Origin of the sequence: Streptomyces sp. NPDC001093 (assembly GCF_040298985.1) — a bacterium.
Lineage (GTDB): Bacteria > Actinomycetota > Actinomycetes > Streptomycetales > Streptomycetaceae > Streptomyces.
This window is the reverse complement of the sequence record NZ_JBEPBF010000149.1, coordinates 1-23,450: the sequence shown is the minus strand read 5'-3', so window position 1 is coordinate 23,450 and position 23,450 is coordinate 1. Positions and strand designations below refer to the sequence as shown.

Here is a 23,450-nt window from a genome sequence, read left to right as displayed (position 1 = left end):
ACCCGGGCTGCCCGCCCCGCCGGCTCTGGCCGGGCACCGGGCGGAACGTCATCGTGCCGTCGTCCCTCACGGCCGCGGGCCCCGGGACCGGCCGGCGGAAGATGAAGGTACCGCCGGGGTCCTGGTCGTCGCCCTCCCCCGGCGGTACCGAGGCCGTGCCGTCGGGGCGGCCTGCCTGGCCGCCCGGCCCGGCCGAACCCTCCGCGGGCACCCGGGGGTCGGCGCCCCAGGCGGTACGACCGTCGCCGTCACCGGCGGAACCGAACCGGCCCGCGGACCGGCCGGCACCACCGGCACCGGGCTGCCCGGAGGGAGCCGGGGCCGGGTCCTCGTCGAAGAAGTGCGGGCCCGTCTCCTCGACGGCCGGGGCCGCGGGACGGACACCGGGCGGCGCGGTGAGCCGTTCGCCGTCCTTCGGCGCCGGACGGCTGGTGCCGGGCACCCAGGAGGCGCCGTTCCAGTACCGGACGTATCCGGGGATGGACGGGTCCGGGTAGTAGCCCTCGCGGGGCGTGTCGTCACCTGGGGCCGGGGTTGGGGCGCTCATGTCCGTCGTCCCGTATCTGCTCGGGGGTGGGATGGGGGCCTCCACATCTATCAGACCGCGGCAGTCCGCAGCGCCAGTCCCGCAGGACCCACCCCTTTCCGGGCAACGCCGTACCCGGCTCTCACCCGGGCCCGAAAAAAAATTTCCCCGAACCCGCGTAATGGCCCGGCCCCTGCCCCCTCTCCCCCGGCGCGGGCCCGTTCCGAGGGGCCCCGGCAGGACCCCGACAGAAAGGACAGCAGGTCATGCATCACACCGTGGTGGAGCGGGAGCTGGAACTGAGGCTCATCCTGTCGCCGGAACGCGGCATCCCGGTTCCGGCCCGGCTGAGCTACCGCTCCGACGATCCGTACGCCGTCCACATCGCCTTCCACATCAACTCCGCCTCCCCCGTCACCTGGACGTTCGCCCGCGACCTGCTGGTGGAGGGCGTGTTCCGGCCGTGCGGGCAGGGGGACGTGCGGGTGTGGCCGTCGAAGGCGGAGGGGCGCGGCGTCGTGCTGATGGCGCTGAGCTCACCGGACGGGGACGCTCTGCTCCAGGCGCCGGTCCCGCAGGTGTCGGCCTGGCTGGAGCGGACACTGCGGGCCGTGCCCCCGGGGACCGAGGGCGGGCAGCTGGGCATCGACGACGCGCTCGACCAGCTGCTCGCCCAGTGAGTGGCCGTACCGAGGGCTCAGAGGACCTTGCCCGGGTTGAGGAGGTTCAGCGGGTCGAAGGCGTGCTTCACGGCCCGCTGCATCTCGACCCCGACCGGGCCGATCTCCCGGGCGAGCCACTCCTTCTTCAGTACGCCGACGCCGTGTTCGCCGGTGATGGTGCCGCCGAGCCGCAGGCCGAGGGCCATGATCTCGTCGAAGGACTCGCGGGCCCGCCGGGACTCGTCGACGTCCTGGGCGTCGAAGCAGACCGTGGGGTGGGTGTTGCCGTCGCCGGCGTGTGCGCAGACGCCGATGGTCAGGCCGTAGGTGGCGGCGATCCGCTCGACGCCTTCCAGCATCGCGCCGAGCTGCGAGCGGGGCACGCACACGTCGTCGATCATCGTCGTGCCCTTGACCGCCTCCAGCGCGGTCAGCGAGAGCCGCCGGGCCTTGAGCAGCAGCTCGGACTCGGCCGCGTCCTCGGCCGGGACCACCTCGGTGGCGCCGGCGGCCTCGCACAGCGCGCCGACGGCGGCGAGGTCGGCGGCCGGGTCCGGGGTGTCGAAGGCGGCCAGCAGCAGCGCCTCGGTGGTCTCCGGCAGGCCCATGTGGGCCAGGTCGTTGACCGCCTTGACGGTCGTACGGTCCATCAGTTCGAGGAGGGAGGGGACGTGACCGCCCTCCATGATCCGGCACACGGCGTCGCAGGCGGCCGCTGCGGAGGGGAACTCGGCGGCCAGCACCAGCTGCTGCGGCGGCTTGGGCCTGAGCGCCAGCACGGCCCGTACGACGATGCCGAGCGAGCCCTCGGAGCCGACGAACAGGCGGGTGAGGTCGTAGCCGGCGACGCCCTTGGCGGTGCGGCGGCCGGTGGACAGCAGGCGGCCGTCGGCCAGCACCACGTCCAGGCCGAGCACGTACTCGGCCGTGACCCCGTACTTCACACAGCACAGGCCGCCGGACCCGGTGCCGATGTTGCCGCCGATGGTGCACATCTCCCAGCTGGAGGGGTCCGGCGGGTAGTACAGGCCGTGTTCCTCGACCGCGCGGGACAGCGTCGCGTTGATCACTCCGGGTTCGACCACCGCGATCCGGTCGACGGGGCTGATCTCCAGGATGCGGTCCATCTTGGTGAGGGACAGCACGATGCAGCCGTCGGTGGCGTTGGCGGCGCCGGACAGGCCGGAGCGGGCGCCCTGCGGGACCACCGGGACGCGCAGTTCGGTGGCGGTACGCATGACGTGCTGCACGTGTTCGACGGTGCGCGGCAGGACGACGACGGCCGGGGTGCCGGCCGGGCAGAAGCTCGCCATGTCGTTGGCGTAGGCGGCGGTGACGTCGGGGTCGGTCAGGACGGCCTCGGCGGGCAGGCCGGCCAGGAGCCGGTCGGTGAGGCTGCCGGTGTCCATGGCGTCTTCGGAGCGGGGCGCTTCGATGCGGCTCATGATCAAAGGGTCGCACTCACGGCCATCGGTGTGAACCGTTCCTGGAGACTGAGTCACGCTCCGGGATCGGGCCCGCCTGATGCGCGGGCCCGCCCCGACCGCGGCGAGGCCGACCGGGCGAGACGGCCACGCGATCAACCGCGCGATGGCCCTCTTCTACGCCTGGCGGCCACGGCTCACAGGTTGCCGCGCTTGGCCTGCTCCCGCTCGATCGCCTCGAACAGGGCCTTGAAGTTGCCCTTGCCGAAGCCCATGGAGCCGTGGCGTTCGATGATCTCGAAGAACACCGTCGGGCGGTCCTGGACCGGCTTGGTGAAGATCTGCAGCAGGTAGCCGTCCTCGTCGCGGTCGGCGAGGATCTTCAGCTCGCGCAGCGTCTCGACGGGCACCCGGGTGTCGCCGACCCACTCGCCGAGGGTGTCGTAGTAGGAGTCGGGGGTGTTGAGGAACTCCACACCGGCCGCGCGCATGGTGCGGACCGTCTGCACGATGTCGTTGGTGTTCAGCGCGATGTGCTGGACGCCGGGGCCGCCGTAGAACTCCAGGTACTCGTCGATCTGGGACTTCTTCTTGGCGATCGCGGGCTCGTTGAGCGGGAACTTGACCTTGAGGGTGCCGTCCGCGACGACCTTCGACATCAGCGCGCTGTACTCGGTGGCGATGTCGTCGCCCACGAACTCCTTCATGTTCGTGAAGCCCATGACCCGGTTGTAGAACCCGACCCACTCGTCCATCCTGCCGAGTTCGACGTTGCCGACGCAGTGGTCGATGGCCTGGAAGGTGCGCTGGGCGGGCGGGGCGACCATCGGCCGCGCGGCGACGTAACCGGGCAGGTAGGGGCCGTCGTAGCCGGAGCGGTCGACCAGGGTGTGGCGGGTCTCGCCGTAGGTGGCGATCGCGGCGAGGACGACGGTGCCGTGCTCGTCCTTGACCTCGTACGGCTCGGCGATCGAACGGGCGCCGTGCTCGACGGCGTAGGCGTGCGCGGCGCGGGCGTCCGGGACCTCGATGGCCAGGTCGATGACGCCGTCGCCGTGCTCGGCCACGTGCCGGGCGAGGAAGCGGCCCCAGTCGCTGCTCTGCTTGATCACCGAGGTGAACACGAAGCGGGCGGAGCCGTTCTCGAGCACGTAACTGGCGGTCTCGCGGCTGCCGTTCTCCGGTCCGGAGTAGGCGACCAGCTTCATGCCGAAGGCGGTGGAGTAGTAGTGCGCGGCCTGCTTGGCGTTGCCCACGGCGAAGACGACCGCGTCCATTCCCTTGACCGGGAAGGGGTCGGCCTGCCGGGCGGTGTCGGGAGTGTGGTGTGTGGTCTGCGTCATGGCGGAAGCGTGGACCCGCTCTGCAAGGTGCGCAATAGTTTCCGTATTCACTGGGCAATCTGTTCAGTGATATGACCGAACTGGCGGTCTTTCTGTACAGGATGCTCATCCCTGGGGGTGCCGTGGCGATCGATCATCTGGACGGGCGGATCATCGTGCTCCTCGCCCGGGAGCCGCGCATCGGCGTGCTGGAGATGTCCCGGCGGCTCGGGGTCGCCCGGGGCACGGTCCAGGCGCGCCTGGACCGGCTTCAGTCGAACGGCGTCATCCGGGGATTCGGCCCCCAGGTGGACCCGGCGGCCCTCGGCTACCCGGTCACCGCCTTCGCCACGCTGCAGATCCGGCAGGGCCAGGGCGCCGACGTCCGCGCACACCTGGCGACCGTGCCGGAGGTGCTGGAACTGCTCACCACCACCGGCAGCGGGGACATGCTGTGCCGGCTGGTGGCCCGCTCGAACGCCGATCTGCAGCGGGTCATCGACCGGGTCGTCGGTTTCGACGGCATCGTCCGGGCGTCCACGGCGATCGTGATGGAGAACCCGGTTCCGCTGCGGATCATCCCGCTGGTGGAGCAGGCGGCCGGGCACGATGACGCGTGACGCGCCGGCTGAGGCTCAGCAGCCCGGCACGGACCCCTTGCCGCTCTCCAGCGCCTGAAGGGAGTTCACGGCATCCTTGAGCGTGGTCACCGGGACCAGGCGCAGGCCCTTGGGGAGTTCCGCCCGGGCGTCGGTGCACTCGGCCCTAGGGACCAGGAAGACCGTGGCGCCGTCGCGTCGGGCGGCCTGGGTCTTCAGGGCCACCCCGCCGACCGCGCCGACGGTGCCGGAGGCGTCGATCGTGCCCGTACCGGCGATGGTGCGCCCGCCCGTGAGGTCGCCGCCGCTGCCGTCGCCGTGCAGCTTGTCGATGATCCCCAGGGTGAACAGCAGGCCCGCGCTCGGCCCGCCCACGTCGGCGAGCTTCAGCGTGACCTTGACCTTGTCGGCGCTCAGCCCGAGGTACTTCAGCGCCGCCTGGGTCGCCGCGTCCTGGGACTGCTTCATCTGCGCCGCGTTGTGCTTCTCGATCTCCTTGACGGTGTTGCCGCTCGGGTAGACCGCGTCGCGGGGCATGACGGCCCGGTCGGTGCGGAACCAGTTGCCGGCCACGTCCCCGAGGGTCACCGTGGCGTCCGGGCCGGTCGCCTCGATCGTCACCATCCGCAGCTGCCCGCTGGTCCTGCGGGCCTGCGCGCCGGAGACGGTGATCACCTGTGCGCCCTTGTTCTCGCCGAGCACGTTCGCCGTCATCCCGGGCTGCGCCACCGAGAACGGCAGCGGCGCGAACGCCGCCGTGGCCAGCAGGGCCACGACGGGCAGCGCACAGACTGCTACGGCCTGGAGACGCGTGAGACGTGAGAGCACGGGATCAATCTAACGCGACCACAGGCCGTGCCTTATGCCGCGTACAGGTCCCGTCGCCGACGGGTGAAGCGGCGCAGGGCCTCCGGAAGGGGCTCGATGCCGATCCCGGGGGCGGTCGGCACCGGCAGGTGGCCGTCCCGCAGCACGAACGGCTCGGTGATGTCCTCGGCGAAGTAGCGGGCCGAGGCGGAGGTGTCCCCGGGGAGGGTGAAGCCGGGCAGGGCTGCCAGGGCCAGGTTGGGGGCGCGGCCGATGCCCGTCTCCAGCATGCCGCCGCACCACACCGGGACGCCGTGCGCGTGCGCCACGTCGTGGACCCGGCGGGCCTCGAGGTAGCCGCCGACCCGGGCGGGCTTGACGTTCACCACCCGGCAGGCGTCCATCGCGATCGCGGCGGCGGTGTCGGAGGCGTGGTGCAGGGACTCGTCCAGGCAGACGGGGGTGCGCAGGCGCTGCTGCAGCTGGGCGTGGGCGTACAGGTTGTTCTCCTCCAGCGGCTCCTCGATCAGCAGCAGCCCGAAGTCGTCCAGGCGCCGCAGATGTCCGGCGTCCGCGAGGGTGTACGCGGTGTTGGCGTCCACCTGGAGGGGCAGGGCGTCGCCGAAGCGGTCGCGGACCGCGCGCACCGGCTCCACGTCCCAGCCGGGCTCGATCTTCAGCTTGATGCGCACATACCCCTCGGCGAGGTAGCGCTCGACGTCGTCCAGCAGCTCCGGCACCGAGTTCTTGATGCCGACCGACACCCCGGCGGGCACCCGGTCCCGCACCGCGCCGAGATACGTCGCGAGCGGCATGCCGTACGACCGCAGCTCGGCGTCCAGCAGCGCCGTCTCCAGGGCCGCCTTCGCCAGCTCGTGGCCCTTGATCTTCGCCACGGCCGGGGCGAGGGCGGCCGCCGTGACCTCCCCCAGCGCCGCCACGCGCGGGATCAGGAAGTCGCGCAGCACGATCTCGGCGCCGGCGACGAACTCCGAGCAGTACAGCGGCTCGGGGTCGGCGGCGAACTCCGACCAGCCCTCGGCGGAGTCGGTGACGACGTGCAGGAGGAAGGTGTCCTTCGTCGTCATCGTCCCGAAGGACGTACGGAACGGGGTGACCAGCGGGATCGCCACGTGCACGATCTCGACGCGCTCCAGCTTCACGCGGCCTCCTCCGTCCGGGTCAGGGTGTACCAGCCGTCGCGGGACATCCCGGTGGCCCGGAACCCCTCCGCGAAGGCCGTCAGCAGCACCTCGCGCACCGCGTGCCGCCAGCGCAGCGCCAGCGCCGGGTCGGCGGCGCGCAGCTTGACGACGTCCTCCGGCACCCGACACCAGACGTGCCGCTCGTCGCGGCGGGCGAGGGGGTCGCCGTCGGGCGCGGTGGCGGTGACCGGTCCGCGGGGTGCGAGGTCGTACGGCGCCGCGGGCGTGCGCGGGTCCCCCGCCAGGTCCCAGGTCACCGTCAGCCGGTCGCTCTCGTCGCCGTCGTTCACGCCGTCGGTCATCGGTCCGTAGAAGTCGACCAGGTACTCCGTGCCGGTGGCCCCCAGCTTGGCCAGGTTGAAGCGGGCGTTGCGGCCGACCAGCGGGTCGAAGGTCCAGCGCATGGTGCGGGCGCCCGCCCCGAGGGCCCAGTCCCGCTGGGCCTGCTTCACGGCGTGCCCGAGTCCCCGCTCGGCCGCGGCCACCAGCGAGTACGTGCTGCGCTCGGCGCCGAGGACGGCGACGGAGGCGCCCGCGAGCCGCTGCCCGTCGTACGCGCCGTGCACCGCGCCGCCGGCGTGCACCAGGCTGTGCAGAACCTCGGCCGGGTAGGGCGGGGCGGTGCGGGGGGTCCGCCAGACGTCGCTGAAGTAGTCGGCCACGGCCGCGAGGGAGGCGACGTCGTGGACGGTGCGGATGGTGACTCCTGCTGTCATGGCACGAGTCTCGAAGGAGCCGGCCCGGCGTGTGTTGTGCGAGCGGCCAACGCCCGCGTACGTTCGTTTCACCATCCGCCAACCGCCCGCTGGGACCCCTCATGAGCGCCTGCACCCTCGGTGACCTCCTGGACGTTGTCGGCGGCCCCGCCCTGCGTCTGCACACGGCCCCCGCCGGGCAGGCCGTCCCCGTGACCGAGGCGGTGCTCCACGACGGCCGCACCCCGCTTTCCCGGCAGCCCGGCGCACTCCTGCTCGCGGTCGGCGTCCCGGCGGCGGAATCCGGGCCGCTGCTGCGGGCGGCGGCCGAGGCCGGGCTGACCGGAGTGGTGGTGCGCGGCGCGGACGGCCCGGTCGCGCAGGCGGAGGCGCACGGCGTGGCCCTGCTGTCGGTCGCCGAGGACGCGGCCTGGCACCACGTCCATCTGCTGCTGGCCTCCGCCATCGCCGCCGAGCCCGCCGCCGTGCCCTCCGACACCGGGCTCGGCGACCTGTTCGCGCTGGCCGACGCGATCGCGACGGCGACCGGCGGGGCCACCGCCGTCGAGGACCCCCGGCAGCGCATCCTCGCCTACTCCACCGTCCCCGGACAGCCGGTGGACGAGGACCGCCGGCAGGGCATCCTCGGCCGCCAGGTACCGGCCAGCGCGGAGAACACCGAGCAGTACCGCCGGCTGTTCGCCGCCGACCGGCCGGTCCGGCTGCCCGCGCTCTCGGCCGGGGACCTGCCCCGCCTCGCCATGCCGGTGCGGGCCGGCGGGGAGACGCTCGGCTCGGTGTGGGTGATCGACGGCGGCTCGCTCGCCCCGGACGCCGAGGACACCCTCACCCAGGGCGCCTCCACGGCCGCCCTGCTCCTGCTGCGGGCGCGCGCGGCCCGGGAACTGGCCCGGCACCGGGGCAGCGAGCTGCTGCGCCGGCTGCTGGACGGCTCGGCGGCGGACGCGGCGACGGCCGCCGAGCGCCTGGGCCTGGCCGGTCCCGCCCGGGTGGCGGCCTTCGTGCTGGACTCCGCCGTCGGCGTCCCGGACGCCGAGCGCACGGCGCTGCGTCTGCTGGACGTCGTACGCCTGCAGTGCGAGGCGCGCTACGGGCGGCACGCGGGGGTGCTGGTGGACGGGGTGGTGTACGCGGTGCTGCCCGGTTCCGGTGAGCGGCACAAGCGGCTGGCCGAGGACATCGTGGCGCGGGCGGGGCAGGCGCTGCGGGTGCCGGTGCGGGCGGCGCTCGGCGAGGTCGTGCCGGACGCGGCGGGGCTGGCCGGCTCACGGGCGGACGCGGACCTGGTGCTGCGGGTGCTGGACGCGGACCTGCCGGTGGCGGTCGTGGACGAGGTACGGCCCCGCGTCACGCTGCTGCGGCTGGCCGAAGTGATGGGTGAGCGGCGGGAGTTGAGCGCGGGCGCCTGGCGCCGGGTGCTGGCGTACGACGCCGCGCACGGCACGGAGTACGCCCGCACCCTGGTCTGCTGGTTCGACGCGGGCTGCGACATGGCGGGCGCGGCGAAACTCCTCGCCGTCCACCCCAACACCTGCCGCTACCGCCTCCGCCAGCTCCAGCAGCACGCCGGGGTCGACCTGGACGACCCCGACGAACGGCTGGTGCTCTGGCTGCAGTTGAGGGCACTGGGCGGGCTCAGCTCAGCCACGCCCTGAGCCTGGATTCACAGCGCTCGAGGTGCTCCACGGGGACGTACTCCCCCGCCGTGTGGGCGAGGGAGGGGTCCCCGGGGCCGTAGTTGAGCGCGGGCACGCCCAGCGCGGCGAACCGGGCGACGTCCGTCCAGCCCAGCTTGGGCCGCGGCTCGGCGCCGAGCGCGGCGACGAGGTCGCCGACCCGGTCCAGGTGCGGCGGGGCACCGCCGACGGCCTCGGTGACACGCACCTCGTACTCCGGGAAGAGCGAGCGCACGTACGCCTCCGCCTCCTGGGGCGAACGGCTGGGCGCGAAGCGGCAGTTGACGGTGACGACACACTCGTCCGGTACGACGTTCCCGGCGACCCCGGCCCGTACGGCGACGGCGCCGAGCCCCTCCCGGTACTCCAGCCCGTCGACGCGGACCCGCTCGGGCCGGTGCGCGTCGAGCCGCTGAAGGACCCGGCCGGCCTTGTGGGCGGCGTTGACGCCCTGCCAGGCGCGGGCGGTGTGGGCGCGGGCGCCCTCAACCACGATCTCGGCGGTGAGGATGCCCTGGCAACCGGCCTCCACACCCGCGTCGGAGGGTTCCATGAGGATGGCGAGTGAGGCGTCGGCGAGCAGCTCGGGCCGCTCGGCGCCGATGCGGGCGAGCCCGTTGCGGTCCCCTTCCACCTCCTCGCACTCGTAGAAGACGTAGGTGAGGTCGCGGGCGGGCGCGGACACGGTGGCCGCCAGCCGCAGGGCGACGGCCACCCCGCCCTTCATGTCACAGGCGCCGAGCCCGTGCACGCGGCCGTCGGCCAGCCGGGAGGGCAGGTTCCCGGCGGCCGGCACGGTGTCCAGGTGCCCGGCGATCAGGGCGCGTTCGCCGCGTCCGAGGTGGGTGCGGGCGACGACGGAGTTGCCGACCCGGTCGACGGCCAGGTGGGGCAGGGCGCGCAGGGCGGTGTGGACGGCATCGGCGAGCTCCGCCTCCCGCCCGCTCTCCGAGGGCAGGTCGACCAGGGCGCGGGTGAGGGTGACGACGTCGGCGGTGAGGTCGAGGGCGGTCATGCGAGGTCTTCCGGGGAGGTCCGGGCGAGCTTGGAGTGCCGGATGCCGTAGAGGCCGTAGATGACGAGCCCGGCCGCCATCCAGGCGCCGAAGGCGATCCAGGTGTCGGCGCCCAGGCTGCCCAGCATGTAGACGCAGAAGCCGACGCCGAGCAGGGGCGTGACGGGCGAGAACGGCACCCGGAAGGAGCGCGGGATGCCGGGGCCGCGCCGGCGCAGCAGTACGACCGCCAGGTTGACCAGCATGAACGCGAAGAGGGTGCCGATGCTGGTGGCGTCGGCGAGGCTGCCGAGCGGGACGAGGGCGGCGAGGACGGCGATGAACACCGACACGATCACGGTGTTGGCGCGGGGCACGCCCGTGCGCGGGTGCACCTTGGCGAACAGGGGCGGCACGAGCCCGTCCCGGGCCATGGCGAAGAGGATGCGGATCTGCCCGTACTGCACGGTGAGCACCACGCTGGTGGTGGCGACGACCGCGCCGACGGACAGCAGGATCGGCCACAGGTTCCCGCCGCCGACGGACCGTACGAGCACCTCGCTGAGCGTGGCCTCGGTCCCCGCGAACTGCTTCCACGGCATGGCGCCGAGCGCGGCCACGGCCACGAGCACGTACAGGGCGGTGACCAGGATCAGCGACAGGATGATGGCGCGCGGCAGGTCCCTTTGGGGGTTGCGTGCCTCTTCCCCCGCGGTGGAGGCGGCGTCGAACCCGATGTAGGAGAAGAACAGCGAGGCCGCCCCGGCGCTCATGCCGGCGGTACCGAGCGGGAAGAGGGGGTGGAAGTTCCCGGCGCGGAAGGCGGTGAAGGCGACGGCGCAGAACAGCACGAGCGCGGCGATCTTGATGCCGACCATGATGGTGTTGGCGACGGCGCTCTCCTTGGCCCCGCGCAGCAGGACGACCATGGCGAGTACGACGATGAGGGCGGCGGGGATGTTCAGGGTGCCGCCGGCCCCGGGCGGGGCGCTGAGCGAGTCGGGGAGGGTGACGCCGAAGGTGAGGTCGAGCAACTCGTTGACGTACTGCCCCCAGCCGACGGCCACGGCGGCGACCGAGACCCCGTACTCCAGGATCAGACACCAGCCGCAGACCCAGGCGACCAGCTCGCCGAGGGTGGCGTAGGCGTAGCTGTAGGAGGATCCCGAGCCGGGGATCATGCCGGCCAGCTCGGCGTACGACAGCGCCGAGAACAGGGCGGTGACGCCGGCCAGCACGAAGGAGACGACGATCGCCGGCCCCGCCTCCGGCACCGCCTGGCCGAGCACCACGAAGATGCCGGTGCCGAGGGTGGCGCCCACGCTGAGCAGTGTCAGCTGGGCCACGCCCATGGTCCGCTTCAGCGGGCTGCCGGCCGCTTCGCCGACGAGGTGTTGCACCGGCCGGCGCCGGGTGAGCCGACGTGTGGTGCTTGCTTCTTGTGCTGTGGCCTCCGGCCGGGTGCCAACTGTGTCCACCGCGCTCTTCCCTCCGCCTCGGGGCTGTATGGCCCTTGATGATGCGGAGGGGGAGGGACGGCGGGGTGTGCGGATCGGCCAAAGGTGCGGGGCGGGGATTGGCCGGACGGGCAAAGCAGACGGGTCAGCGCAGGGCCTCTGCGACCTCCTTCGCCGCTTCCACCACCCTTGGTCCCACCCGCTCCGGCACGGAGTCCGCCAGCATCACGACCCCCACACTGCCCTCGACGCCCGTGACCCCCACCAACGGCGCCGCAGCCCCACTCGCCCCGGCCTCCAGCTCGCCGTGGGTGAGGGTGTACCCGGGATCCACGGACGGCGACTGCCGCGCGGACAGGATCGCCTTGCCGGCCGCCCCCCGGTCCAGCGGATGCCGGAACCCGGCGCGATACGCCACGTGGTAGTCGGTCCAGGTCGGTTCGACCACGGCGACCGCCAGCGCCTCCGTCCCGTCCACCAGCGTCAGATGCGCCGTGGCCCCGATGTCCTCGGCGAGCGACCGCAGCGCCGGCAACGCGGCCTCCCGCACCAGCGGATGCACCTGCCGGCCGAGCCGCAGCACCCCGAGCCCGACCCGGGCTCGCCCGCCCAAGTCGCGTCGTACGAGGGCGTGTTGTTCCAGCGTGGCGAGCAACCGGTACACGACGGTACGGTTCACGCCCAGTTTCATGGACAACTCGGTGACGGTCAGCCCATGGTCGGTGTCGGCCAGCAGCTTGAGGACCCGCAGTCCCCGGTCGAGCGTCTGAGAGGTCTCCGCGGTCACGACGCCCACTCCTTTGGTGGTGAGGTCGACGGCCCTCTGAACGGCGGATGCGTCACCGAGTCCCGTCGGCGACGCGCTTCAGAGGCCGCCGATCGGCAGGACGCCCGGCGGCTCCGGGCCATGTCGCTTCACGGCTGCGCTCCGCGGCGGCGCTGCCACGGGGCGTGTGCGTAGCGGGACAGTAGCGAAGCAGGTTCGCTGAGCGGAAGTCTTCGTCCAGAATCCGGTCAAGCCGAGATCCGGCCTGCCGTCATTCGTCCGGAAACGCACAGGCCCCAGGAACTGACACGCGCCAGTCCCTGGGGGGTCACCGCATGCGTGTGGCCCACTCCTGCACCTTGGCGATGCGCTGCCGCAGCTGCCCGGCCGTGGCCTCCGCGCTGGGCGGTCCCCCGCAGACCCGGCGCAGCTCGGTGTGGATCACCCCGTGCGGCTTGCCGCTCTGGTGGACGTAGGCGCCGACCATCGTGTTGAGCTGCTTGCGCAGCTCCATCATCTCCTTGTGCGTGACCACCGGCCGCCGCTCGGCCGGCAGCTCCAGCAGGTCGGCCTCGCTGTCCGGCTTCTTGCGGCTGTGCGCGATCTGCCGGGCCTGCCGCTTCTGCAGCAGCAACTGCACCTGCTCGGGCTCCAGCAGCCCCGGAATGCCGAGGTAGTCCTGCTCCTCCTCGCTCCCCGGGTGCGCCTGCATACCGAACTCGGCGCCGTCGTACAGCACCCGGTCGAAGACGGCGTCGGACTCCAGCGCCTCGAAGGGCAGCATGTCCTGCTCGCCGGTGTCCTCGTCCTGCTGCTTGTTCGCCTCCTCCATCTCCTTCTCGGATTCGGCGTACGGGTCCTCCTCGCCCTCCTTCTTCGGCTTGTCGAGGGCGTGGTCCCGTTCCTTCTCCATCTCATTGGCGAAGGTCAGCAGGTCGGGCACCGTCGGCAGGAACACGGACGCGGTCTCGCCGCGGCGCCGGGACCGCACGAAACGCCCGACGGCCTGCGCGAAGAAGAGAGGGGTGGAGATCGTCGTCGCGTACACGCCCACGGCGAGCCGGGGCACGTCGACGCCCTCGGACACCATGCGCACCGCGACCATCCACCGGTCGTCGCTCTCGCTGAAGTCGTCGATCCTCTTCGAGGCGCCGGCGTCGTCGGAGAGGACGAGCGTCGCCTTCGTGCCCGTGATCTCACGGATCAGCTTGGCGTAGGCGCGGGCGGAGTCCTGGTCGGAGGCGATGACGAGGGCGCCGGCGTCCGGGATGGCCTTGCGGACCTCGGTCAGCCGCTGGTCGGCGGCGCGCAGCACGCTGGGCATCCAGTCGCCGCGGGGGTCGAGCGCCGTACGCCAGGCCTGGCTGATCGCGTCCTTGGTCATCGGCTCGCCGAGCCGGGCGGCGATCTCGTCACCGGCCTTGGTGCGCCAGCGCATGTTGCCGCTGTAGGAGAGGAAGATGACCGGCCGGACGACCCCGTCCGACAGGGCGGACCCGTACCCGTACGTGTAGTCGGCGGCGGACCGCCGGATGCCGGCGTTGTCCTCCTCGTACGTCACGAAGGGGATGGGGTTGGTGTCGGAGCGGAACGGCGTACCGGTCAGCGCGAGCCGGCGCGTGGCCGGCTCGAAGGCCTCCAGACACGCCTCACCCCAGGACTTGGAGTCACCGGCGTGGTGGATCTCGTCGAGGATGACGAGCGTCTTGCGCTGCTCGACCCGGTTGCGGTGCAGCATGGGCCGCACGCCGACGCCGGCGTAGGTGACGGCGACGCCGTCGTACTCCCGGCCGAGGGGACCCGCGCTGTACTCGGGATCGAGCTTGATCCCGATCCGGGCCGCCGCCTCCGCCCACTGCTTCTTCAGGTGCTCGGTCGGCGCGACCACGGTCACCTGCTGCACGACGTGGTGGTGCAACAGCCAGGAGGCCAGCGTCAGCGCGAAGGTGGTCTTGCCTGCGCCGGGCGTGGCGACGGCGAGGAAGTCACGCGGCTGCTCCTGTACGTACTTCTCCATCGCCCCCTGCTGCCAGGCACGCAGCTTGCTGGCGGTACCCCAGGGCGCGCGGCCCGGGAAGGCGGGCGACAGGTGGTGGGAGTGAGCGGAGGAAGCGGCGGTAGTAGTCACGGTCTCCGTTTTTTGGGGCTGGAATTCAGGGGCCGCGCGCGGCGCGTCCGTTGGGGCGGTGGTGGGTGACGGGCGGGATCGGCTACGTATGACAACCGGGCCACCCTACCGGCGCCCCGACGGTGTCAACGCGCGAACGGGGCCGGGTCGCCCGTGGGTGGGACCCACGTCACAGCCGCCGCAGGCCCCCCGCGCGTACGGGTCCTCGCAGGCGGCGCCCCGATGTCCCACGTCACCGTGCCGCCCTGAGCCGGGTCGTGACCCAGGCCCCTGCCAACGCCACCCCCGCCATCGGCAGGAACACGGCGGCGAAGGCCGCGGGATGGGCGCCGCCGGCCGACGCGGGGACCGCCGTGCCGCCGCCCAGGGCGGCGAAGGCGGCGCCGGTCGCGGCGAGGAGGACGACGTTGGAGAGGGCGTCGGAGATCTGGAGCGCGGCGGAGTTGGCGCCGGCCTCCTCCGGGGCGGACAGCTTCAGCAGCAGCACGCTGGTGGAGGAGATCACCAGGCCCATGCCGAAGCAGCCGAAGCCCCAGGCGACGGCGACGGTCCAGACGGGCACGGAGTGCACGAGCACACTGGGCGCGGCGGTGATCGCGGCGGCGACCAGCACCATCCCGGCGGTCATCAGCCGCTCCCGGTACGGCTGCACGCGCGGCCGGGACTGCACCCACGAGCCCAGCGCCCAGGTGCAGCCGCCCGCCGCCAGCGAGAACCCGGCGAGCATCGGGGACAGTCCGCGCTGGGTGACCAGCATCAGCGGGACGAAGGACTCGGCGGCGATGAAGGAGCCGGCGGACAGCCCGCGCAGCAGCACGACGGAGGGCAGTCCGCGGGCCGCGCGGTAGGTGCCGGGCGGGAGGAGACCGTGGACGGCCGGCACCAGCAGGGCGGCGCCGGCCAGCCCGGGGAGGAGGGAGAGGGGACGCAGGTCCTGGGCGGCGTACTGGAGGAGGCCGGCGCCGAGGGAGATGCCGAGGGCGAGGCGGATCCGCCGCCGGTCGAAGGAGCCGGCGCCGGTCTCCTGGTCCACCGGGCCGGAGGCCCTGCGGCGTATCTGCGGCAGGGCGAGGGCGAGCGGGAAGACGACGAGGACCGGGATGCCGAGGAAGACCCAGCGCCAGCCGAGGTGCTCGGTGACGGCGCCGGAGGCGAGCGGGCCGACGATGGACGGTACGACCCAGCCGGCCGCGAACGCCGCCATGATCGCGGGCCGCAGCCGCTCGGGGTAGGCGCGGCCGACGACGACGTACAGGGCGACGATGACCAGTCCGCCGCCGAGGCCCTGCACGGCCCGGCCGAGGATGAACACCCACATGACCTGCGCGGTCCCGGCGACGACGAGTCCCGCGGCGAAGGCCCCGATCCCCGTGGTCAGCGCCCCGAGCGGCCCGCGCCGGTCGGACCACTGACCGGCCAGCACCATGCCGAACAGGCTGGTCGTGAAGTACCCGGAGAAGGCGAACGCGTACTGGGCCACGCCGTCCAGCTCCCGCGCCGCGACCGGCATGGCGGTGCCGACGGCGGTCGCCTCGAACGCGATCAGCAGCACGACGGAGACGATCCCGACACTGAGCGCCCGGTAGGCCCGGCTCAGCACGCCGTCGCCCTGCCCGACGGAGCTCACCACAGCGGCATCACGGGATTCGAGGGCACTCATGGTCGCCAGAGTAAGGCGCACAGTGCTGTTTGACCCCTGTCGGTGGTCCTGCTCGTACTCCGACCTTGGTCGTACGCCCCAGGTCGTTCATGAACGCGGTATGGCAGTCGCATTGCAGCACCGCCGTCCGCCTTGAGCCCCCGGAGCCCCTCCCCATAACGTCGTTTCCACGAACACGGCCGTGTGCCCGAGTGGTTCAGGGGCTCGCCTGCGCTGCATCCATCAGCGAGCTCCGCTCGCGGGGAGTCATGTGGGTTCGCCTCCCGTCACGGCCGGGAAAGACAACTCAACACGGCCGTGTGCCCGAGTGGTTCAGGGGCTCGCCTGCAAAGCGAGTTACGTGGGTTCGAATCCCGCCACGGCCTCTGCCTTCCTGACCGGGTAGGACGAAAGGGTGGCACCCCGGGAGGGGTGCCACCCTTGTGTCCGTCCGTCTCGGTTCCCGGCTCGGTTGTCACTGGATGGGGGAGTCGGGCGGAGGAAGCCGGACCGTGCGCTCGCGGTCGACGGATTCGACGCCGTCGAGCGCCGCCAGGGCCGGTATGCGGTCCTCTGCCACGGTGCCGGAGAGCGTGCCGACGATCGGCTGTTCCGCCGTCACCGTCAGCCCGGCCCCGCGCAGTGCCTCAACCACCTCCGCGAACCGGTCGGGGTCGACCGCGAGGATGACCCCGACCGGTTCGGAGGGAGACGACTCGCTCACGGCGCCTGGAGCAGACCTGCGCCGACATCCCTGACGGGCTGCATCAGCGGGAACGCACCGGACTGCAAACCGGCCACGAGGGCGGCCGCGGTGGCGTTGGGGTTCGCCTGGACGAGCAGGGCGAGGACACCCGCAGCGTGCGGTGTGGCCATGCTCGTGCCGCTCAGGACCTGGTACCCGCCGCCCGGGGCGGCCGAGCGCACGTCCCTGCCGGGCGCGGCGATGTTGATCTCGCCGCCCTGGCCGTTGATGCCGCCGTTGGAGAAGAACGACGTCGTGAGCGCCTTGTCGAGCGAGGCGACCGCGAGGATGGAAGGACAGTTGGCGGGCCGGCTGACGGGTTGGATGCTCGGGGGCCGGTTGCTGTCGTTGCCCGCGGCGGCGACGATCACGGTCCCGCGCTGGAGCGCGCGCTGAGCGAGAATCTCGTAGGTCTGGGGGAAGAGTTCACCCGGTTGGACCGCGGCGCCGAGCGACATGGAGATCACGCGTGCGCCCTGGGCGATGGCCCACGCCATGCCGGCCAGGATCTGGCCGTCGCTGCCGCTGCCGGCGTTGCTGAGCACCTTTGCCGCGAGGATCCGGGCCTCGCAGGCCACGCCGTAGCGGGGTCCCTGCTGGGGGTGGGCGGGGCCCGCGGCGGTGCCGATGCAGTGCGTACCGTGGCCGTTGCCGTCCTGGACGGTCTGGCCGGGCACGAAGGAGACCGTGGCCTCGATGCGCCCCGCCAGGTCCGGGTGGCCGGTGTCCACACCGGTGTCGAGGACGGCGATCTTCACGTCGCGTCCGGTCAGGCTGGAGAGGTTGGCCCGGATCGCCTGCAGGCCCCAGGTCCAGTTCTGCTCGTCCCAGGCCGGACCGTGCGCGGCGGCGATCTCGGCCGTGGTGTGGCGGGTGACCACGTCCTCGTCGCTGCGGTAGGCGGGGAAGAACTCGGTCGGCGCCTGCTGCGGGGCGGTGATGGGCGAGGCGTAGACCATGCGCTCCGGTTCCGCTGCCATGATCGAGGATTCCGCCTCGGCCGTGGTCACCAGCGCGTGGCGCTGCTCAGGCCGCACCTCGACGACGGCGGCACCGAGTTCGTCGAAGTGCACCGAGACGTCAGGGCGCTCGAGGAGTTCTGCGACGTTCGCGGCCTCGGTGCCGCGCACGCGCTCCACAGGCGCGATGTCGGCGGCGGAACGCAGTGCGTTCAGTCCGTTCTCCTGGTTGTTCGGGTCGAGTAGCACCACATATCGGCCGGTGTACTCGGAGTTCCGGCCCGTGACGGGGCCGTTGGGCCGGCCGGGCAGCTCGCCGAAGTCGCGCCTGTCCATGGGTCCGTTCGCCATTGATGTTTCCTCTTTCTGTTCGCTTCCCCCAGCCGAATAGGTGCGCCGGCACCCGGCTTCTCGGACAACGGGGATACCGGGGCGCCAAGTGGCGCCAGGCCTCTGGCATATCCCCCTGGAAAACCGTCACACCGGAACCGGAAGCTCGCAACACAGGCAGGACCGTTGTCGTGCACAAGTCCCCACGGCAGGCAAAAAGGCGGGCGGCATCCCGGAAGGGGAGCCGGCCCGCGGTGACGCCACCCCCGGTCGTGGTCGGCAGGGCGGTCAGGGAGGGGGTCCTGCCCCTGTTCCTGACCGCCCTGGGGGTGGGTGGACTTCTTCCATGTGCGGTTGTGTGGTTGATGGACAGGAACTGCCTTCGGTTGCCGGTCAGTTGCAGAAGTTGAGGATGGGGAGGAGACCGTTGCCGCACTGGTTCTCTTCGCCACCGCCACCGCCACCGTGGCCGTAGGCTGGGGCGGCCTTGGCGACGTGCGTGGCAGGCGTCGCGGCCACGGCGGATGTGGCGGTTGCCACCCCCGCCGCACAAGCGATGCCCAGGGCGGCGGTCACCGCGAAGGCTCGCGGCATCAGGGAAACGGTCTTCTTGGGGTGAGGTGCAGTGTTCATGCACTCACCATGCACACCCTCGCCACCAGTTGCCCGCCGAGCGCATCCGAGCGAGTGAGCCACCCCGGGCCGCTCGGAAACGGCAGGGCTCCGTGCCGTCGACGGAGGTACGCGAAGTCCCGGATGCCGTCCAGCCCGGCCGGTTTCTGCGCCGGCCGGGGCGTGGACGGCGAGGAGGCGGCACCCCACGGGTCAACTGCGCGTCGGTGGCCGCGGCTTACGCCGCCCTGAGCGAAAAAGGCCGGGGCGATCGGATGGCGCGGGCGGGCCGGGTCACAGGACGCCGCCCGCCTCGTCCTGGAACAGTTCCGTCCAGTAGTGCCAGTCGGTGCCGGGCACCGTGCCCGTGGGGTCGACGGCCGACAGGGTGTGGATCATCGCCGCGGCCAGCTGGTCGTAGGCCACCGTCGTCAGTTCGTTGGCGAGGTGTTCGTCGATGGTGCGCTCGTGGTGCAGGAGCCAGAGCGTGAAGGCGAGGGTGGAGACGTCGGTGTTGAGGGGATGGAGTGTCGCGTCCGGCTCGCTGAAGGTGAGGACCGCGCCCGTTCTGCCGTCGACCACCAGGCTGTGGTCCTCGACCAGGCGGCCGAGCCGGATCAAGTGGTCGGCGTGGGCGGGGAGTTCGTCCCACGCGCAGACGTCCGCGCCCTCCTCCGTGACGTACTCGCGGAGCGTGGGCAGCGGGACGTCCGTGTCGGTGTGGAAGAGGACCGCCTCCTCCGGCAGCCCGGTCTCGCGCAGGAAGCGGCGGGTCGGCTCGTGCGTGAGCGTGGCGGGGAAGTCGACCTCTTCGAAGCGGACCACCCGGCCGTGCCCGAACTCCTGGTCCAGCAGTCGGGCGGGGACGTCCAGGGTGAGCCCGGAGGTGGTGCCGGGGCCCGCGGCGAGGGCGAGCGGGCGGATCAGGGCCGCCGCCTTCCAGTACGGCGGGACCTCGCCGCCCGCGCCCTCCTCGAAGAGGGAGAGGAGGCGGCGGGTCGCCTCGGCCGCCGTCTCGGGGCCGTACCGGCCCGCGAGGGAGGCGAAACGGCCGCGCAGGCCCGCCAGTTCCTCGGTGGCCGCGGCGAAGCGCAACAGCGTGGCCAGGGAGGGCGCGAAGGGGCGGGGGCGGGAGGGATCGACGAGGTAGGCCGTCGTCAGTTCGCCGGTGCCGCCGTCGAGCAGGATCGACTCGCGGTCCATGCCCGCCGGGTTGAGGAGTTCGCCGATCACCAGCCGGTCCCGCAGCTCGTCCGCCACCCGGAACGGCGCGTCCGTGGCATCGGCGAGCGTGCGCAGGCCGTGCGTGCGCAGCGGGGAGAAGGTCAGCAGGCCGGTGGCCGGGGGCAGCCCGGTGCCGCCGAGCAGGCCGCGCGTCGGCGCGTGCGAGACATACCGGTCCAGCTCCGCCTCGGTCAGCGTGATCGCCGGAACCCCGGCCTCGGTCGTGCTCATCGCTCCCCCGCGATCTTCCCCATGTGCGCCGGCGTGCGTACGTCGTCGGGCAGTCGCCCCCAGCGCTCAGCACATTACGCCGACCCACTGACAACGGCCCGCACCAGCAAGGACGTCGGGCGCCCCGGGCACGTTGCGCGGCGCGAGGCGGTGTCCCCCGCTGCCCTACGGGGCCGTGACCACCGCCGCCTGCGGGCGGATCGGGAGCCGGTTGACCGGGCGGCCGGTGGCCGCGCGGACCGCGGAGGCGACCGCGGCCGGTGCCGTCACGACCGGGACCGCGCTGACGGACTTGGCCCCGAAGGGGGCGACCACGTCCCGTTCCTCGACCAGTCTGACGATCCGGATGTCCGGGGCGTCCAGCGCGGTCGGGAGGGCGTAACCGGTCAGGTCGGGGTGGCGGATCAGGCCGCGCGGGGTGCGCAGGTTCTCGGTGAGCGCGATGCCGACGCCCTGGGTCACGCCCGCCTCGATCCGGGCGGCCAGCTGCGTGGGGTTGAGGACCCGGCCCACGTCCTGGGCGACCGCCAGCTCCACCACCCGTACCGAGCCCAGCTCGATGTCGACGTCCACCACCGCGCGGATCGCGCAGAAGGCCAGGCCCACGAAGGCGTCGCCCTGGCCGGAGGCGTTCAGCGGCTCGGTCGGGTGCGGTCGGCACTGGGCCGTCGCCCACAGCTCCTTGCCGTCCAGCGCCTCGGTGACGGTGGTCGACAGCACGCCGTCGTACGACGTGATCTTTCCGTCGGTGATCTGGAGCAACTCCGTCGACATGCCGAACTTGTGGGCGAGCGGCTGCAGGAGCTGGGTGCGGACCATCTTGGCCGCGCGCTCCACCGCGCCGCCCGACACCCAGGTGTGGCGGCCGCGGCAGCCCGCTCCGGCCGGGGGCTGGTCGGTGTCGACCGGCGCCACGTGGACTTCCTCGATGCCGAGGGTCTCCTGGACGATCTGCCGGGCGAGGGTGGTGAAGCCCTGGCCGGTCTCCACGGCGGCGCAGAGCACGGTCGCGACGCCGTCGTGGACCTTGACCGTCGCCGTGGACACCTCGTCGGCGCCCTCCGCGCCGAGCATGTGCACCATGCCCAGGCCGTAGCCGACGCCCCGGCGCACCGCGCCCGGTTCGCCCGCGCCCTCGGGGCCGCCGGGCAGCAGCCACTCCTCCTCGGGCGTGTCCTTGGGCAGGGCCGGGAGCGGGAAGTCCCGGACCGCCTGGAGCAGTTCGGCGACCGGTGCGGGGCAGGTCACCGTCTGGCCGATCGGGAGGACGTCGCCCGTCGCGAGGGCGTTGCGCAGGCGCAGCTCGGCCGGGTCCAGGCCCAGCTTCTTGGCCAGCTTGTCCATCTGGGCCTCGTAGGCGGCGCACACCTGCATCGCGCCCTCGCCGCGCACATGGCCGGAGGGCGGGTTGTTGGTGCGTACGGCCCAGCCCTCGATGAAGGCGTTCGGGACGACGTACGGGCCGCACGCGAAGGAGACGGCGGCGGCCAGGGCGTCGGACGAGGTGTCGGCGTACGCGCCCGCGTCCAGCAGGATCTGCGCCTCCACCTTCACCAGCTTGCCCTCGGCGTCCGCGTGGTGGCGGTACCTGAGCAGCGTCGGATGGCGGTGGGTGTGGCCGAGGAAGGACTCCTCGCGGGTCGCGGTGAGCTTCACCGGGCAGCCGGTCTTCAGGGCGAGCAGGCCGAGCGGGAGCTGGAAGCCCTGGTCCTCGCGGTCGGCGGTGGCGCCCGGCACCCCGGTGACGACGATCTTCACCCGATCCGGGGACAGGCCGTAGCAGGCCGCGGCGGTGTTGCGGTCGGTGTGCGGGTCGGTGGAGGCCAGGTACAGCTCCACGCCGCCGTCGGGCCGCGGCACGGCGAGGCCCGCCTCGGCGCCGATCGGGGCCGGGTCCTGGCGCCCTATGCGGTACTGGCCCTCCACGACGACCTCGCCGACCGCCTCCGGGTCGCCGTGCCTGAGCGGGATGTGCCGGATCAGGTTGCCGTCGGGGTGCAGCGGCTCGGCCTCGAAGGCCTGCTCGGGGTCGGTGACCGGGTCGAGTACTTCGTACTCGACGATGACGGCCGCCGCGGCCATCCGCGCGGTGTCCGGATGGTCGGCGGCGACGGCCGCGATGGGCTCGCCGTGGTGCCGTACGACCTCGGAGGCGAACACCGGACGGTCGGGGGTGCCCCGGCCGTGGCGCGGGGTGCCGGGCACGTCCTCGTGCGTGACGACGGCCCGTACGCCGGGCATCTCGCGCGCGTGGCTGGTGTCGATGGACACGATGCGCGCGTGCGCGTGCGGGGAGCGCAGGACGGCCGCCCAGAGCAGGCCCTCGGCCCACAGGTCGGCGGCGTACGGGAAGGTGCCCTCGGTCTTGGCGCGGGCGTCGGCGTGCGGCAGGGAGGCGCCGATGCCGTGCGGCAGTGCCTCGGCCTCGGGGGCGGGTTCCGCGGCGGTGGTCGCCGTGGCGGCTTCGTTGCTCACGCCTGGCCTCCGTCCTGGCCGTAGTGCGGGTCGTGCGGGCCGTGCGGTCCCGGGGTGCCGTGCGGCGGTGTGCCGTACGGGTCGGGCGTGCCGTACGCCGGCGTGTCGCCGTAGCCGCCGGGAGCGGCATGCGGCGTGGCGAACGCGCCCGGCGCCTCGAACGCCGACGGATTGACCCCGCCGGCACCCGGGCCCGCCTGATGGGGAATACGGGCCTCGTCCGCGTCCGTCTCGACGTCCACGGCGTGCGCGGCCTCGCGTTCGGCGACGACCTCCTTGACGGCGTCCAGGACGCCCCGGTAGCCGGAGCAGCGGCACAGGTTGCCGCACAGAGCCTGCCGGGTCTCCAGCTCGGTCGGCGCGGGGTTGCCCTCCAGCAGGTCGTGCACGGTCATCGCCATGCCGGGCACGCAGAAACCGCACTGCACGGCACCGCACCGGGCGAGCGCGCGCTGCACGTCGGAGGGCTGTCCGTCGCCGGCCAGGCCCTCGACCGTACGCACCTCGCTGCCGGCGGCGGTGACCGCCGGGACCAGGCAGGAGGCGACCAGACGGCCGTCGACCTGGACGTTGCAGGCCCCGCACTCGCCCTGCGAGCAGCCGTCCTTGGCGCCCGCGAGCCCGAGGCGCTCCCGCAGGACGTACAGCAGCGACTCGCCGATCCAGGCGTCGGTGACGGGCCGGTCGACGCCGTTGACGCGCAGGACGTAGGAGGCCAGCGGGTGGTCGTCGGGCGGCGCGAGAGGGGCGGTGTGCTCCGCGTGTCCCTCGGCGGCGGCCTCCTGCGCCGGGGGCGCGGTGTCCTCGGTGGCGTCCCCGGGCGCGTCGTCCGTCCCGGGCGCGGGCCCCCCCGCGGCCGCCGGGGCGGCGGCGGCGGCGTCCGGTAGGGCTGCCGGGGGCGGGGGGTGGCTCGTGGGCGGCCTGGGGCCTGTGGGCGCCGGTGGGGGCCCCGC

Annotated in this window: 20 protein-coding genes and 2 tRNA genes; 5 read left to right on the top strand and 17 right to left on the bottom strand. The window is 73.0% G+C overall.

Annotated features, from left to right (window positions below):
* Positions 1 to 547, bottom strand: a 547-nt coding sequence (locus ABT288_RS42930; RefSeq protein WP_351620360.1) for a DUF2510 domain-containing protein, incomplete at its 3' end; no start/stop codon positions are given.
* Between the two features lie 245 nt (positions 548 to 792).
* On the opposite strand from ABT288_RS42930, the gene ABT288_RS42925 reads away from it, so the two are divergent.
* The gene (locus tag ABT288_RS42925) at positions 793 to 1,206 is read left to right on the top strand and encodes an SsgA family sporulation/cell division regulator (protein WP_351620357.1); all 414 of its coding nucleotides are present in this window, start codon (positions 793 to 795) and stop codon (positions 1,204 to 1,206) included.
* Between the two features lie 17 nt (positions 1,207 to 1,223).
* Here ABT288_RS42925 and ABT288_RS42920 read toward each other — a convergent pair whose 3' ends face one another.
* On the bottom strand, positions 1,224 to 2,639 hold the full coding sequence (locus ABT288_RS42920) for an FAD-binding oxidoreductase (RefSeq protein WP_351620354.1): 1,416 nt from the start codon (positions 2,637 to 2,639) through the stop codon (positions 1,224 to 1,226).
* Between the two features lie 170 nt (positions 2,640 to 2,809).
* Positions 2,810 to 3,955 (bottom strand): 4-hydroxyphenylpyruvate dioxygenase, encoded by a 1,146-nt coding sequence (hppD, locus tag ABT288_RS42915; RefSeq protein WP_351620352.1) that lies wholly within the window; start codon positions 3,953 to 3,955, stop codon positions 2,810 to 2,812.
* Between the two features lie 122 nt (positions 3,956 to 4,077).
* Here hppD and ABT288_RS42910 point away from each other — a divergent pair, with 122 nt between their 5' ends.
* The gene (locus tag ABT288_RS42910) at positions 4,078 to 4,554 is read left to right on the top strand and encodes an Lrp/AsnC family transcriptional regulator (protein WP_351620363.1); all 477 of its coding nucleotides are present in this window, start codon (positions 4,078 to 4,080) and stop codon (positions 4,552 to 4,554) included.
* A gap of 15 nt (positions 4,555 to 4,569) precedes the next feature.
* On the opposite strand, the gene ABT288_RS42905 is transcribed toward ABT288_RS42910, so the two are convergent.
* From ABT288_RS42905 to ABT288_RS42895, 3 genes are read right to left on the bottom strand one after another with little or no spacing between them, the layout of a single operon-like run.
* Positions 4,570 to 5,361, bottom strand: a complete 792-nt coding sequence (locus tag ABT288_RS42905; protein WP_351620349.1) for a S16 family serine protease — start codon at positions 5,359 to 5,361, stop codon at positions 4,570 to 4,572.
* A 32-nt stretch (positions 5,362 to 5,393) separates the two neighbouring features.
* Positions 5,394 to 6,503: an o-succinylbenzoate synthase gene (gene menC, locus ABT288_RS42900; RefSeq protein WP_351620346.1), complete on the bottom strand. Its 1,110-nt coding sequence runs from the start codon at positions 6,501 to 6,503 to the stop codon at positions 5,394 to 5,396.
* Positions 6,500 to 7,261, bottom strand: a complete 762-nt coding sequence (locus ABT288_RS42895; RefSeq protein ID WP_351620343.1) for a chorismate synthase — start codon at positions 7,259 to 7,261, stop codon at positions 6,500 to 6,502. Before ABT288_RS42895 ends, menC begins: the two co-directional genes overlap by 4 nt.
* A 101-nt stretch (positions 7,262 to 7,362) precedes the next feature.
* Here ABT288_RS42895 and ABT288_RS42890 point away from each other — a divergent pair, with 101 nt between their 5' ends.
* Positions 7,363 to 8,916: a PucR family transcriptional regulator gene (locus ABT288_RS42890; protein ID WP_351620340.1), complete on the top strand. Its 1,554-nt coding sequence runs from the start codon at positions 7,363 to 7,365 to the stop codon at positions 8,914 to 8,916.
* Here ABT288_RS42890 and dapE read toward each other — a convergent pair.
* The 5 genes from dapE to ABT288_RS42865 all read right to left on the bottom strand — a co-directional run bounded on the left by dapE (position 8,897) and on the right by ABT288_RS42865 (position 15,942).
* Entirely contained in the window at positions 8,897 to 9,952 is a 1,056-nt protein-coding gene (dapE, locus tag ABT288_RS42885) for a succinyl-diaminopimelate desuccinylase (RefSeq protein WP_351620337.1), read from the bottom strand. The two genes, ABT288_RS42890 and dapE, sit on opposite strands and share 20 nt — an antisense overlap.
* Complete coding sequence (locus tag ABT288_RS42880; protein WP_351620336.1) at positions 9,949 to 11,409, bottom strand: amino acid permease; 1,461 nt, start codon at positions 11,407 to 11,409, stop codon at positions 9,949 to 9,951. The genes dapE and ABT288_RS42880 overlap by 4 nt, the downstream gene beginning before the upstream one ends.
* 124 nt (positions 11,410 to 11,533) lie before the next feature.
* The gene (locus tag ABT288_RS42875) at positions 11,534 to 12,175 is read right to left on the bottom strand and encodes an IclR family transcriptional regulator (protein WP_351620333.1); all 642 of its coding nucleotides are present in this window, start codon (positions 12,173 to 12,175) and stop codon (positions 11,534 to 11,536) included.
* Positions 12,176 to 12,482: 307 nt separating this feature from the next.
* Positions 12,483 to 14,282: a DEAD/DEAH box helicase gene (locus ABT288_RS42870; RefSeq protein WP_351620330.1), complete on the bottom strand. Its 1,800-nt coding sequence runs from the start codon at positions 14,280 to 14,282 to the stop codon at positions 12,483 to 12,485.
* A 232-nt stretch (positions 14,283 to 14,514) separates the two neighbouring features.
* Positions 14,515 to 15,942 (bottom strand): MFS transporter, encoded by a 1,428-nt coding sequence (locus tag ABT288_RS42865; protein ID WP_351620327.1) that lies wholly within the window; start codon positions 15,940 to 15,942, stop codon positions 14,515 to 14,517.
* A gap of 177 nt (positions 15,943 to 16,119) precedes the next feature.
* On the opposite strand from ABT288_RS42865, the gene ABT288_RS42860 reads away from it, so the two are divergent.
* Positions 16,120 to 16,217, top strand: a tRNA-OTHER gene (locus ABT288_RS42860).
* 18 nt (positions 16,218 to 16,235) lie between these two features.
* Positions 16,236 to 16,307: transfer RNA gene (locus tag ABT288_RS42855), tRNA-Cys, on the top strand.
* Between the two features lie 89 nt (positions 16,308 to 16,396).
* On the opposite strand, the gene ABT288_RS42850 is transcribed toward ABT288_RS42855, so the two are convergent.
* From ABT288_RS42850 to ABT288_RS42825, 6 genes are all read right to left on the bottom strand, one after another.
* On the bottom strand, positions 16,397 to 16,645 hold the full coding sequence (locus ABT288_RS42850) for a hypothetical protein (protein WP_351620324.1): 249 nt from the start codon (positions 16,643 to 16,645) through the stop codon (positions 16,397 to 16,399).
* Complete coding sequence (locus ABT288_RS42845) at positions 16,642 to 17,976, bottom strand: S8 family peptidase (protein ID WP_351620321.1); 1,335 nt, start codon at positions 17,974 to 17,976, stop codon at positions 16,642 to 16,644. Before ABT288_RS42845 ends, ABT288_RS42850 begins: the two co-directional genes overlap by 4 nt.
* 372 nt (positions 17,977 to 18,348) lie before the next feature.
* Positions 18,349 to 18,588, bottom strand: coding sequence for a hypothetical protein (locus ABT288_RS42840; RefSeq protein WP_351620319.1), 240 nt, complete (start codon positions 18,586 to 18,588; stop codon positions 18,349 to 18,351).
* Positions 18,589 to 18,861: 273 nt separating this feature from the next.
* Positions 18,862 to 20,022 (bottom strand): SUKH-4 family immunity protein, encoded by a 1,161-nt coding sequence (locus ABT288_RS42835; protein WP_351620316.1) that lies wholly within the window; start codon positions 20,020 to 20,022, stop codon positions 18,862 to 18,864.
* 165 nt (positions 20,023 to 20,187) lie between these two features.
* Complete coding sequence (locus ABT288_RS42830) at positions 20,188 to 22,497, bottom strand: xanthine dehydrogenase family protein molybdopterin-binding subunit (RefSeq protein ID WP_351620313.1); 2,310 nt, start codon at positions 22,495 to 22,497, stop codon at positions 20,188 to 20,190.
* Positions 22,494 to 23,450 (bottom strand): (2Fe-2S)-binding protein (locus ABT288_RS42825; protein ID WP_351620310.1); only part of this gene is annotated, 957 nt, incomplete at its 5' end. The genes ABT288_RS42830 and ABT288_RS42825, both read right to left, overlap by 4 nt.